This is a genomic window from Nonomuraea sp. SYSU D8015 (assembly GCF_008065375.1).
In the GTDB taxonomy this organism is placed as follows: Bacteria; Actinomycetota; Actinomycetes; order Streptosporangiales; family Streptosporangiaceae; genus Nonomuraea.
Window position 1 is genome coordinate 972,364 of record NZ_VJYI01000001.1, and the last position, 12,772, is coordinate 985,135.

Below are 12,772 nucleotides of genomic sequence, written 5' to 3' on the forward strand. Positions count from 1 at the left end.
AGAGGCAGGTTCTCCGGCGTCAGCTGAAGCGGTCCTTGGCCTTGTAGTGAGCGCCGGCGAACGGCAGGAACCAGCCCGTGCCGTTGGAGAACGGCACGGGCACCTTGGGAAAGCCGAGCCCGCGCCACGGGTTGGCCTCGGGACGGCCGTCCATCATGTCGGCGAGCGCGGCCCATGGAGGTGGCCCATCTGCACGCCGTGGCCTCAGTAGCCGCCCGAGTAGTACAGGCCGTTGTTCTCTCCGGCGTGCGGGATGCGGTCGTAGCTGGAGCCGACGCTGCCGCCCCACCAGGCCGGTGGGATGAGGCGAAGCAGGCCCGGCCGCCGAAGGCGAGGCGGTTGTCCGGGGTGAGCCTGATGTAGTGGCCGATGTTCTTGGAGTCGGCCACCAGGCGCGTTGGGGATGGGCGACAGCGCCTCAGGTGGGAGTCAAGAGGTGTCGGGAGGGGCGCAAGGTTACGGGTATGTTGCGGGCTCTTGACGCGCGCCTCCCGGCCTGCGTAGATATGACTGCGCAGACATGACTGCGCAGTCACATGGCTGACCTGGACAGACGCGAGGATCGGCCTTCCGCAGGAGAGTGACCATAACACGTGAAGTGAGGCGGGGCGCAAGCGCCTCCATGCCGCGAGGTGTGGACGTGGCGCGCCTGGCGGGCGTCTCGCAGAAGACCGTGTCCAGGGTCCTCAACAACGAGCCGTACGTCTCGACCGAGGTGCGTCAGCGCGTGCTCGCCGCCGCCGAGCAGCTCGGCTACCGGCTGAACAACGCCGCCCGCGCGCTCGCCTCCGGGCGGAGTCGTTCCATCGGCGTGGTGACGCTCGGTACGGCCCTCTACGGTCCCGCCTCGCTGCTCATGGGCATCGAGCGGGCCGTCCGGGCCACGGGTTATGCGCTTCGCGTGGTCAGCACCGTGGAGGGCGACCCCACGGGCATCGCCGGCGCCGTGGAATCGCTCCTGGAGCAGGGCGTGGACGGCATCGTCATCTCCGAGCCGATCGACGAGGGGGCGGAGCTCGTCCGCGCCGACGTGCCCGTCCTCGTCTTCGGCACGCCCCTGCCCTTCTCCGCCCCTCGGGTGGTGACCGCGGGCGTCGGCTCCGGCGAGCTGGCTCACGCGGCCACCGAGCATCTGCTGGATCTGGGGCACGCGACCGTCCGTCACGTCGCCGGGCCGCAGCGCTGGTATGCCGCCAGGGAGCGTCTCGCCGCCTGGCGCGCTGCGCTGGCGGCCCGCGGCCTCGGCGAACCGCCCGTCGTCGAGGGCGACTGGTCGGCCGCGTCCGGGTACGCGGCGGGACGCCGGCTGGCCGAAGACGGCGACCTGACGGCGGTGTTCGCCGCGAACGACGACATGGCCATCGGCGTCATCCGCGCGCTGCTGGAAGCCGGCCGCCGGGTGCCGGACGACGTCAGCGTCGTCGGTTACGACGACGTCCCCGTCGCCGCGTACGTGACCCCTCCGCTCACCACGGTGCGCCAGCCGTTCGACGCCGTGGCGACGGCGGGACTCCAGCTCCTCGTCCATGCCATCGAGCAGCCTCACGAAGACCTCCCTCAGGCGCCCGACCACCCGGTCGAGCTCGTCGTCCGCGCCTCGACCGCGCCCCCGCCCCGGAAGACCCCGGGACGCGGGCGTGCGACCTCTGGCTGATCAGCGTCGATCAGCTCCACGTCAGACCCGTCACGGCCACCGTGTGGCCCCTATTTCTCGTCCCCCCGTCCCGCCTGTCGCCAGGCGTGGCGATCGCCTTTGCCCATTGACGGGAGTTCTCCCATGCCCCCATCCAGTCATTCCCCCATCAGCCGCCGGCTCGTCCTCGCCACGGCCGGAGCGATGTCGCTGTGCGTGGCGCTGGCCGCGTGCGGCGGCGGCGCCGGCGGTGGCACCGCGTCGTCAGCCCCCTCGGCCGCCGCGGCCGTGAGCCAGGCCGAGATCGACAAGGCGATGTCCACCCCGACCGAGCTGACGTTCTGGACCTGGGTCCCGGACATTCAGCAGGAGGTCGCGCTCTTCCAGAAGAAGTACCCGGCGATCAAGGTGAAGGTCGTCAACGCCGGCCAGGGCGTGCCGCAGTACACCAAGCTCCGCACGGCGCTCAAGGCGGGCACCGGCGCTCCCGACGTCGTGCAGGTCGAGTACCAGTACATCCCGACGTTCACGATCACCGACAGCCTGCTGGACCTGCGGCCCTACGGGGCGTCGGCGCTGAAGGACAAGTTCGTCGACTGGACGTGGGGGCAGGTCAGCGGCCCGGGCGGCGAGGTTTGGGCGATCCCGCAGGACACCGGCCCGATGGGCATGCTGTACCGGAAGGACATCTTCGACAAGCACGGCATCGAGGTGCCGAAGACCTGGGACGAGTTCGCCGCCGCGGCGCGCAAGCTCCACGCGGCCGATCCGGACCTCTATCTGACCAACCTGGCTTCGAACGAGGCCGCCGCGTGGCACGGCCTTCTCTGGCAGGCCGGGGCGAAGCCTTATGTTAGCGCTAACAAGGGCGACATCACCGTCAAGGTCAACGACGAGATCTCCAAGAAGCTCGCCACCTACTGGGGCGGGCTCGCGAAAGAGGGCGTCATCGGCGTCGAGCCCGACTTCACCGACCCCTGGTTCTCCGCACTCAACAGGGGCAAGTACGCCACCTGGATCACCGCGGCCTGGGGCCCGGTCTTCCTGTCCGGCGCGGCCAAGTCGACCGCGGGCGGTCTCCTTCGACCAGGCCCAGAAGGGCAGTGTGACGCTTCCGGAAACGATCACGGCCGGGACGAAGTTCAAGATCGCCGTCGTCTTCGATGACACGCCGCTGATGTGGGATTCGGGCATCGTCCGGGCTGCTGCCGCTGAACGTTGATCCGAGGTGGGGCGGGCTGATGCGTCAGCCCGCCCCACTGCCCCCCTCTCAGGTCACAACTCGCCGCGATACCAGGCTTCGGCCTCGGCTTTCAGCGCGGTTTCGTCCGGTTTCCGAGGCCGCGTCCCATCGATCCAGTGGAGCAGCAGCCGCGCGAGGTGAGCCGCGTCCTCCGGCTGCACGGACTCATGGACGACGAGGTACGTGACGAGGGGGTCGCCGGCGTCGCAGCGGGCGCAGAGCAGGACTTCGCCGACGCCCCGGACCTGGTTGCGTGACGCGTTCGTCCAGGTGTGCGGGCGGCGCAGGACGGCCAGGACGCTGGGGGTGCGGCATCGGGGGCAGGTCAGGTCGCGGGTCACGACGAGCCGCCGATCGCGCCGGCGCCGAGCAGGGCTTTGACGTCGCCGTAGAACGCGGGCTCCGGGGTGACCTGGAAGGGCTGGAGGTCGAGGAGCACGCTCGCGGCGTCGTGGCGGTGGACGCGTACGTGGACGGGTGCGCGGCCGGGGTGGGCGGTGAGGATGTGCTTGAACTCCTGGACGAGCCGGGGGTTGAGCTGTGCTTCGTGGATCGAGATCACCACGGGGCGTTCGGTGTCCGGCCGGGAGATGTCGAGGAGGGTGATCTCTTCCCCGTAGATGCTCATCGTCTCGTCGCGTACGTTGATCCGTCCCCGTACGGAGATCACACGGTCCTGGGACAGCCCTTCGCCGTACAGGGCGTAGGTCTTGGGGAAGACCAGCACTTCCAGGGCGGCGTCGTGGTCTTCGAGGGTGACGATGGCCCAAGGGCTGCCTTGCTTGGTCACCTTGCGTTGCAGGGCGGAGACGATGCCGCTGACCCGGGCCGGGCCGTCCTGACGCCCGGAGGCCAGCAGGTCGGCGATGGCGCTGTCGCGGTTGGCGTTCAGGACGCGTTCGGCGCCGTCGAGGGGATGGCTGGAGACGTAGAGGCCGAGCATTTCGCGTTCGAAGGCGAGCAGGGTGGCCTGGTCCCACTCCTCCTGGGGGATCGCGATCGAGAAGGCGCCGTCGTTCCGGCCGGACTCGCCGAACAGCGAGTCCTGACCGTGGGCCTGGTTCCGCTTGACGTCGATGATCGCGTCGACGGCCTGGTCGTGGACGGCGACCAGGGCCTTGCGGCTATGGCCCAGGCTGTCGAAGGCGCCCGCCTTGGCGAGTGACTCGATGACGCGTTTGTTGCAGACGGCGGAGGGGACCTTGGCGAGGAAGTCGTTGAAGCCGGTGTAGGAGCCTTCGCGGTCACGGGTGGCGATGACGGCCTCGACGACGGCGGCTCCGACGTTGCGTACGGCGCCGAGGCCGAAGCGGATGTCGGAGCCGACGGCGGCGAAGTCCAGCCGGCTGGCGTTGACGTCCGGGGGCAGCACCTTGATGCCCAGGCGGCGGCAGTCGGCCAGGTAGACGGCCATCTTGTCCTTGTCGTCGCCGACGGAGGTGAGCAGCGCCGCCAGGTACTCCTGCGGATGGTTGGCCTTGAGGTAGGCGGTCCAGTACGAGACGAGGCCGTAGCCGGCGGTGTGGGACTTGTTGAAGCCGTAGCCGCTGAAGGGCACCAGGACGTCCCAGACCGCCTTGATCGCCTCGTCGGAGAAGCCGCGCCCGCGCATGCCGGCGGAGAAGCGGTCCCATTCGGCGTCCAGGACCTCTTTCTTCTTCTTGCCCATGGCGCGGCGCAGCAGGTCGGCGGCGCCGGGCGAATACCCCGCCAGGTGCTGGGCGATGGCCATGACCTGCTCCTGGAAGACCACCAGGTGGTAGGTGTCGCCCAGGATGGGCTCGAGCGCCTCCTCGAGCTCGGGGTGGATGGGCTCGACCGGCTGCTTGCCGGTCTTGCGCAGCGCGTAGTTGGTGTGGGCGTTCATCTCCATGGGGCCGGGCCGGTAGAGCGCGTTGACGGCGGCGATGTCGGTGAACGTGGTGGGCTGCATCAGCCTCAACAGCACCCGCATGCCGCCGCTGTCCAGCTGGAAGACGCCGAGCGTGTCGCCGCGCGCCAGCAGCTCGTACGTCGTGGCGTCGTCGAGCGGGACATCGAAGATGTCGATGTCGACGCCCTTGTTGGCGCGGACGTTCGCGATCGTGTCGCCGATCACGGTGAGGTTGCGTAGACCGAGGAAGTCCATCTTCAGCAGGCCCATGTCCTCGGCCTGGGTGAAGGGGAATCCGGTGATGACCGGGCCGTCGGCCTTGGGCTTGACCAGCGGGATCACGTCGATCAGGGGCTCGCTGGAGAGGATCACGCCGGCGGCGTGGACGCCGGTGCCGCGGGTGAGGCCCTCGATGCCGGCCGCGGTGTCGACCACCCGCCTGACGTCCGCGTCCTGCTCGTACAGCCGGCGCAGCTCCGCCGCCTCGCCGTGTCGTGGATGGCCGGTGTCGTGGATGGCGGCCAGAGGGATCTCCTTGCCGCCGACCGCCGCGGGGAAGGCCTTGGTGATGCGGTCGCCGAGAGCGTAGGGCAGGCCCAGCACGCGGCAGGAGTCCTTGATGGCGGCCTTGGCCTTGATGGTGCTGAAGGTGACGATCTGGCAGACCCGGTCCTCGCCGTACTTGCGGGTGACGTAGTCGATCATCTCGTCGCGCCGCCGGTCGTCGAAGTCGAGATCGACGTCCGGCATGGTGACGCGCTCGGGGTTGAGGAAGCGTTCGAAGATCAGCTTGTGCTCGATCGGGTCGAGCTGGGTGATGCCCGTGCAGTAGGCGACGATCGATCCGGTCGCCGAGCCGCGGCCGGGGCCCAGGCCGATGCCGTTCTCCCGGGCGTACCGGCAGATGTCGGCGACCACCAGGAAGTAGCCGGGGAAGCCCATGGCGTCGATGACCGACAGCTCGTAGTCGATCCGGTCGAGCACCTCCTGCGGCGGATGGTCGCCGTAGCGGCGGCGCGCCCCCTGCAGGGTCTCCTTGCGCAGCCAGCTGGACTCGCTCTCGCCCTCGGGGACGGGGAAACGCGGCGTGAGGTCGCGGTGGGCGAACACCTCGCCGTAGTCGCCGGCCCGCTCGGCGATCAGCAGGGTGTTGTCGCAGGCACCGGGCACCTCGGTGTCCCACAGCGCCCGCATCTGCCCGGCCGGCTTGATGAAGTAGCCGCTGCCGCTGAAACGGAAGCGGTCGGCGTCGGCGAGACGCTTGCCGGTGCCCACGCACAGCAGCGCGTCGTGCGCCTGAGCCTGGTCCTCGGTGACGTAGTGGGAGTCGTTGGTGGCCAGGGGCGGCAGGCCGAGTTCCCTGCCGAGCCTGAGCAGGTCGTCGCGGACCCGGCGCTCGATCGCCAGGCCGTGATCCATCAATTCCAGGAAATAGTTGTCAGGCCCGAAGATGTCGCGGTAGCGGGCGGCGGCCTCGACGGCCCGGTCGTACTGGCCGAGCCGCAGCCTGGTCTGCACCTCGCCCGAGGGGCAGCCGGTCGTGGCGATGATCCCCCGGCCGTGCTCGGCGAGCAGCTCATCATCCATACGCGGATATTTCTGGACATGCCCTTCGAGCCAGGCACGGGACTGCAGGCGGAACAGATTGCGCAGGCCCTGCGCGTCGGCCGCCCACATCGTCATGTGGGTGTACAGGCCGCGCCCGGAGACGTCGCCGCCCTCGCCGGTCTCGTCGTCGGACCGGCGCAGCGCGAGGTCGTCGCTGTAGTACACCGGCTGGCGATGCCGCCGCGAGGCGGGGGCCACATAGCTTTCGATGCCGATGATCGGTTTGATCCCCGCCTTGCGCGCCGCGTGGTAGAAGGCGTGCGCCCCATGCACGTTGCCGTGATCGCTCATCGCCACCGCCGGCATCCCGAGCCGGGAGACCTCGTCCATCAGCAGGCCGACCTTGGCGGCGCCGTCGAGCATGCTGTACTCGGTGTGCACGTGGAGATGCACGAAAGATCCCACGAATACCACGCCCTCTGGTTGTAAGCTCAGTCGCGAACCCGAGCATTCGACCCGAGAGCATGCGCGATTGTCCAACAACCAACACACCGATACGCCACAACCAACAGATGTGGACCTCGATCTGAGCACGGTCCGCGCCTTCGTCGCCGTCACCGAGGACCGATACTTCAGCGAGGCCGCGGCCCGGCTGGGCATCAGCCAGCAGGCCGTCTCCAAGCGGATCGCCAAGCTGGAGTCCGACCTCGGCGTGCGACTGCTCTTCCGCTCCCGCAACGGGGCCGGTCTCACCGAGGACGGCCGGGCCTTCCTGCATCATGCGCGTGCCCTCGTCGGCATCGCCGACCAGGCACTCGACCTGCTGCGGAGCCGACGTCGCGCCCTGCGGGTCGACGTGCTGGACACCCGGCTGCCCTCCATCGACCTGGTCCGGGCATTCCACCAGACCGTGGACGACGTGGAGATCGAGGTCATCACCTCCAACGGGCTCAGATCGGCACGCGGCGCACTCTCCCACGGCTCCATCGACGCCGCCCTCGCCCGCGTCAGCGGGACGCTCGAGGAGGACCTCCGGCACGTGCCGGCCTACCTCGAGCCGGTGCATCTGCTGGTCGGCCGCGACCACCCCCTCGCCGACCGGCGGCACGTGGAGGTGGAACGGCTGTCAGGGGTGACCGTGTGGATGCCCGGCAACGTCCCCGGCAGCGAGTGGGCCGAGTTCTACCGCTTCCTGGCGGACGCGTTCGACATCCGGATCGACGCCTCGGGGCCGGACTTCGGCTGGGAGTACTTCGTGGAGGGGATCGGCTCCGGCGGGCGCATCGGGTTCGTGGGCCCGGGTTGCCGGATTCCCTGGCATCCGGGCACGGTGCAGATCCCGGTCGTCGAGCCCGCGCCGGTTTACCCGTACTCGCTGCTCTACCACCGGCAGAACCATCACCCGGTGCTGGCCCGGCTCATCCGCTTCGTCGAGAGCACCTTCCGTCCGTACGACCCGCGCCGCCAGTGGCTGCCGGACCCCGACCGCGCCGCCTTCCTCGAACCCCGCTCAGCCGAGCTCTGGTGACGTCGCTCCGCTCGCCCGGCCGCACCCGCTCGTAGAACCCCCGGTCCCACGAGGGGGCTTCGCCGCGTCCGCACCCGCCGCGACGACGGCGCCGCCTGCCGTGGTGTTCTCACCGTGCTCTCATCGAGGCCGCCCGAGGATGTCAGTCGAACACCCTCGATCGTGCACCACCTTCGCGGTCCTGTCTGCCAGGGCGCCAGGACCGAATGTGACAAAGCTGGAGGAATGTCACCGCGAAACATGCAGGCCGACTCGTCGCCGTCGCCAGCACCGGACGCTTCGGCTGACCGGACGGCGGGGTGGTCTTCTGCGAGCATGACTGCCTACGTATATGCGTGAATGCGCAGATATGATGGCGCGGTGACCACAGAACTGAGATCTCGCCCTGACGCGGTCCCCGCCGCCGCGACCTCCCGCGCGGGTACGTGGTGGCGGACAGGAGCCGGGTCGTTGCCCGAGGTCCGCTGGGCCCTCGCCGCCACCGCGCTGTTCGCCGCCGGCGGTCTCGCCCAGCTGGCCGGGGCGCCGTCATGGTCGTGGTGGGCCCTCTACCTGGCCTGCTACGCCGCCGGTGGCTGGGAGCCCGGGCTGGCCGGGCTGCGGGCGTTGCGCGAGAAGACACTCGACGTCGATCTGCTGATGGTCGTCGCGGCGATCGGCGCCGCCGCGATCGGGCAGGTCTTCGACGGCGCGTTGCTCATCGTGATCTTCGCGACGTCGGGAGCGCTGGAGGCCGTGGCCACCAAGCGCACCGAGGACTCCGTACGCGGCCTGCTGGACCTGGCCCCCGAGCAGGCAACCCGGGTGACCGACACCGGTGAGGAGGAGCTCGTCCACACCGCCGACCTGGAGGTCGGCGAGATCATCCTGGTCCGTCCCGGCGAGCGGATCGGCGCCGACGGCGAGGTCGTGGCCGGGACGAGCGACGTCGACCAGGCCACCATCACCGGCGAGAGCCTGCCCGTGGACAAGCGGCCGGGCGACGAGGTGTTCGCCGGCACCCTCAACGGCGTGGGCGTCCTGAGGGTGCGCGTGACCCGCCCCGCGGCCGGGACGGTGATCGCGCGGATTGTGGCCATGGTCGAGCAGGCCACCGCCACGAAGGCGGGCACCCAGCTGTTCATCGAGAAGGTCGAGCAGCGCTACTCCGTCGCCATGGTCGCCGCGACCCTCGCGCTGTTCGCGCTGCCGCTGCTGTGGGGCGTGTCGCTGCAGGACAGCCTGCTGCGGGCGATGACGTTCATGATCGTGGCGTCGCCGTGCGCCGTGGTGCTGGCCACCATGCCACCGCTGCTGGCCGCCATCGCCACCGCCGGGCGCAACGGCGTGCTGGTCAAGTCCGCCGTGGTGATGGAGCAGCTCGCCGCCGTCGACCGGGTCGCCTTCGACAAGACCGGCACGCTGACCGAGGGCCGGCCGCACCTGGCCGCGGTCCGTGTCCTGGCCGGTGGTGAGGACGAGGTGCTGGCGCTGGCGGCCGCGGCCGAGGAGGGGTCGGAGCATCCGCTCGGGCGCGCCGTCGTGCGGGCGGCCCGGGAGAAGGGGCTGGACTGGGCACGGGCTGAGTGGTTCGAGGCGGTGCCGGGGGCCGGCGTGCGGGCCCGGGCCGGCGGGCGGCTGATCGAGATCGGCAGCCCCGCCGCTCACCCGGCGCAGACGGACGCGGCTGACGTGCAGAGTGCCGTGGCCGAGTTGGAGGAGAGCGGGCACACCGCCGTGGTGATGCGGGTGGACGGCGTGCCCGTCGCCGTGCTGGGCCTGGCCGATCGTACGCGGCCCGGCGCCGCCGACGCCGTCGCCCGTCTGAAGGCCGTGACCGCGGCGCCGCCCGTGCTGCTCACCGGCGACAACCCGCGGGCGGCGGGCAGGGTGGCCGGGCAGGTCGGGATCGACGACGTGCGTGCCGGTCTGCTGCCCGAGCACAAGGTGGCGGCGGTACGCGAGCTGCAGGAGCGCGGCGCGCGGGTGGCGCTGGTGGGCGACGGCGTCAACGACGCGCCGGCGCTGGCGTCGGCCCACACGGGCATCGCGATGGGCCGGGCCGGCTCCGACCTGGCCCTGGACACGGCCGACGCGGTCATCACCAGGGACGAGCTGGCCGCCGTACCGGCCGTTGTCTCCCTGGCCCGGCGCGCCCGCCGCCTGGTGGTCGCCAACCTCGTCATCGCCGGCACCTTCATCGCGGTGCTGGTGGCCTGGGACCTGTTCGGGGAGCTGCCCCTGCCGCTCGGCGTGGCCGGGCACGAGGGCTCCACCGTCATCGTCGGTCTCAACGGCCTGCGTCTGCTCCGTGACGCCGCCTGGCGCCGCGCCGCCACCCCGGCCTCCGGAGGCGGGGCGCGATGACCATGTCCGACCCCGTCGCCCTCCGACGGCAGGCGAAGGAGCGGGTCAGAGCCAGTCCTTCCGCTTGAAGACCAGATACAGCCCGAGGCAGGTCAGCGCCATCAGGCCGAGGGCGAAGGGGTAACCGTAGGCCCAGCGCAGCTCCGGCATGCCGGGCGGCTGGAAGTTCATGCCGTACACGGTGCCGATGAGGGTGGGGGCGAACAGGATGGCCGCCCACGAGGAGATCTTCTTGATCTCCTCGTTCTGGGCGAGGCTGGCCTGGGTCATCATCCTCATCTCCTCGTTCTGGGCCTGGGAGACGAGGGTGGCGTTGACGGTGAGGATGTCGGCGAGCATCTGCCGGAAGCCGTCGACCCGCTCGGCCACGGTGGTGGCGTGGTCGGCCACGTCACGCAGGTAGCGCTGGAGCTCTTCCTCGGTGCCGTACTTGGCGAACCCGGCGCTCAGGCCGTCCAGGATGGCCAGCAGCGGGCGGGCGGCGCGCTGGAACTCGATCACCTCGCGGGACAGCTCGTAGATGCGCCGGGAGGCGCCGGGGTCGCCGCCGAACACCTCCGTCTCGATCTCGTCGATGTCGTTCTGCAGACCGGCGACGACCGGGGCGTAGCCGTCGACGATGTGGTCGAGCACCGCGTACAGGACCGCTTCGGGGCCGCGGGCCAGCAGGTCGGGGTCGGCCTCCATGCGTTCGCGGACGGGGTGCAGCGTCGGGGCGTTGCCGTGGCGGACGGTGAGCACGAAGTCGGGGCCGACGAACAGGTGGATCTCGCCGAACACCACCTGCTCGGCGGCGTCGTCGTAGCGGGCGGCGCGCAGCACGACGAACAGGGTGTCGCCGTAGCGTTCCAGCTTGGGCCGCTGGTGGGCCACGACGGCGTCCTCGATGGCCAGCTCGTGCAGGCCGAACTCCTGGCCGAGCGCGGCCAGCTGCGCCTCATCCGGCTGGTAGAGGCCGATCCAGCCCATGGTGCCGGACTGCCGGCGCAGCCGGGTGCGGATGTCGCTGGGGGTGGCGGGGCTGTCGAGGCGCCTGCCGTGCCGGTAGAGGGCGGCGTCCACCACCTGACCGTCGACAGCGGGGGAGGGGCGGGAGCCGCGCGGGTCCATCGACTCCTCGGGGGACGGCTCTCGCGCGTGGACAGCGGCTCGGCGGGAGGGACGCAGGACACGCGACCGCCAGTCGGACATGGGGGACCTCCAGAAACCAGCGAGGCCACTCGGCACAGCGACGCCACCGCGCCAGGAGAGCGTCGGGGCGTGGGTGCGGGTGGCAACCGGGATGGACGGACTTCAGCAGGTGCGACTAGGAGGTTGACTGCTCATGCAGCCTCACCTCCTCGCCCTCGGGCCGATCCCGGCGGTACCGGAAGAACACGCCCAACATATCCCATAGCCCCTGACGAGCAGAACAAGTCCGGAGCATGGCACTCGTCAGTGGGGGAGCCTATTGTTGGCGACCATGGCTCGTACCCGTCTCTACCGTCACGGCGTCCTGGAAGCAGAGGGCTTTCCCGTTGCCGATGTGTCCGATCACGTGTCGGACCCGTCCTGCGCGATCTGGTTCGACCTGTGCACCCCCAGCGCCGCCGATCTCGCCGTGATCAGCGAGGAGCTCGGTCTGCACGAGCTCGCCGTGGAGGACGTGCTGCACGACAGGCAACGGCCGAAGCTGGATGTCTACGACAGCCATCTGTTCCTGACCGTCTACGGTGAGCGCCTCGACGCCGACAGCGGCCGGCTCACCTCCACCGAGATCAACATCTTCGTCACCCGCAACGCGCTGGTCACCGTCCGGGAGAACGACAGCTTCGACATCGGCGAGGTCGTCAGGCGCTGGGACAGCAGCCGGGACCTGGCCAAGCACGGTGTCAGCTTCCTGCTCCACGGCCTGCTCGACGTCGTCGTCGACGGCCATTTCCAGGTCATCCAGGCCCTCGACGACCAGATCGAGCAGCTCGAGGATCAGCTCTTCGACGAGGAGCTCGGCGGCCGTGAAATGCAGCGCCGCAGCTTCGCCATGCGCAAGAACCTGGTCCAGTTCCGGCGCGCCGTCCTCCCCATGCGCGAAGTGGTCAACAGCCTCATCCGGCGCGACCTCCACGTCGTCGAGCCCGCCATGGCGCCGTACTATCAGGACGTCTACGACCATGTGCTGCGGGTGACGGAGTGGACCGACTCCCTGCGCGATCTCGTGGGCAACATCCGCGAGACCTACCTGACCCAGCAGGGCTTCCGGCTCAACAACATCATGAAGAAGCTCACCGGCTGGGCGGCGATCATCGCCATCCCGACCATGATCACGGGTTTCTACGGCCAGAACGTCCCGTATCCAGGCGCGGAGCAGCCGATCGGCTTCTGGACCTCATCCATCGTCATCGTGGTCGCCTCGGTCGGGCTGTTCCTCGCCTTCCGGAAACGCGACTGGCTCTGACGTGCGCCCACGGCCACCTCGCCTTCGTCCGGGGTGCTCAGCGCCCCGACGGCGGCTCCCGGCCGTCACCGCGCGGGGCCTTCTGACCTTGGACAGTGCCAGGTTCTGTTCCGATCGCGGCGGGTAGTGAACAACTCTCACAGCGGCAACCGGCGGCGACCTGCCGA

The 12,772-nt window shown here is 70.0% G+C and carries 9 protein-coding genes; 5 read left to right on the forward strand and 4 right to left on the reverse strand.

The window, feature by feature from the left end; genetic code table 11:
• Nucleotides 1-19: 19 nt before the first annotated feature.
• Nucleotides 20-157: a hypothetical protein gene (locus ID574_RS59520; RefSeq protein ID WP_223166416.1), complete on the reverse strand. Its 138-nt coding sequence runs from the start codon at nt 155-157 to the stop codon at nt 20-22.
• Nucleotides 158-640: 483 nt separating this feature from the next.
• On the opposite strand from ID574_RS59520, the gene ID574_RS06625 reads away from it, so the two are divergent.
• Nucleotides 641-1,654 carry a LacI family DNA-binding transcriptional regulator gene (locus ID574_RS06625; RefSeq protein ID WP_262495945.1) on the forward strand — a complete coding sequence of 338 codons (1,014 nt, stop codon included), beginning with the start codon at nt 641-643 and terminating at the stop codon, nt 1,652-1,654.
• Nucleotides 1,655-1,777: 123 nt separating this feature from the next.
• Nucleotides 1,778-2,800 carry an extracellular solute-binding protein gene (locus ID574_RS06630; RefSeq protein WP_223166417.1) on the forward strand — a complete coding sequence of 341 codons (1,023 nt, stop codon included), beginning with the start codon at nt 1,778-1,780 and terminating at the stop codon, nt 2,798-2,800.
• A 108-nt stretch (nt 2,801-2,908) separates the two neighbouring features.
• Here ID574_RS06630 and ID574_RS06635 read toward each other — a convergent pair whose 3' ends face one another.
• Nucleotides 2,909-3,217, reverse strand: a complete 309-nt coding sequence (locus tag ID574_RS06635) for a DUF6300 family protein (protein WP_188187813.1) — start codon at nt 3,215-3,217, stop codon at nt 2,909-2,911.
• Nucleotides 3,214-6,750, reverse strand: coding sequence for a DNA polymerase III subunit alpha (dnaE, locus tag ID574_RS06640; RefSeq protein WP_262495946.1), 3,537 nt, complete (start codon nt 6,748-6,750; stop codon nt 3,214-3,216). Before dnaE ends, ID574_RS06635 begins: the two co-directional genes overlap by 4 nt.
• Nucleotides 6,751-6,871: 121 nt before the next feature.
• Between dnaE and ID574_RS06645 the strand changes: the two genes are divergently transcribed.
• Both ID574_RS06645 and ID574_RS06650 read left to right on the forward strand, forming a co-directional pair.
• The gene (locus tag ID574_RS06645) at nt 6,872-7,825 is read left to right on the forward strand and encodes a LysR family transcriptional regulator (protein ID WP_188187815.1); all 954 of its coding nucleotides are present in this window, start codon (nt 6,872-6,874) and stop codon (nt 7,823-7,825) included.
• A gap of 360 nt (nt 7,826-8,185) precedes the next feature.
• On the forward strand, nt 8,186-10,171 hold the full coding sequence (locus ID574_RS06650; RefSeq protein ID WP_442939231.1) for a heavy metal translocating P-type ATPase: 1,986 nt from the start codon (nt 8,186-8,188) through the stop codon (nt 10,169-10,171).
• A 45-nt stretch (nt 10,172-10,216) separates the two neighbouring features.
• Here the strand turns inward: ID574_RS06650 and ID574_RS06655 are convergent, their stop codons facing one another.
• Nucleotides 10,217-11,362, reverse strand: coding sequence for a magnesium and cobalt transport protein CorA (locus ID574_RS06655; RefSeq protein WP_188187817.1), 1,146 nt, complete (start codon nt 11,360-11,362; stop codon nt 10,217-10,219).
• A 271-nt stretch (nt 11,363-11,633) separates the two neighbouring features.
• Between ID574_RS06655 and ID574_RS06660 the strand changes: the two genes are divergently transcribed.
• The gene (locus tag ID574_RS06660; RefSeq protein ID WP_188187818.1) at nt 11,634-12,605 is read left to right on the forward strand and encodes a magnesium transporter CorA family protein; all 972 of its coding nucleotides are present in this window, start codon (nt 11,634-11,636) and stop codon (nt 12,603-12,605) included.
• Nucleotides 12,606-12,772: the final 167 nt, after the last annotated feature.

What these genes read in the sequence shown, in the direction of transcription:
- ID574_RS59520 (WP_223166416.1), bottom strand. Translation starts at nt 157, where the DNA reads ATGATGGACGGCCGTCCCGAGGCCAACCCGTGGCGCGGGCTCGGCTTT.
- ID574_RS06630 (WP_223166417.1), top strand. Translation starts at nt 1,778, where the DNA reads ATGCCCCCATCCAGTCATTCCCCCATCAGCCGCCGGCTCGTCCTCGCC.
- ID574_RS06655 (WP_188187817.1), bottom strand. Translation starts at nt 11,362, where the DNA reads ATGTCCGACTGGCGGTCGCGTGTCCTGCGTCCCTCCCGCCGAGCCGCT.
- ID574_RS06660 (WP_188187818.1), top strand. Translation starts at nt 11,634, where the DNA reads ATGGCTCGTACCCGTCTCTACCGTCACGGCGTCCTGGAAGCAGAGGGC.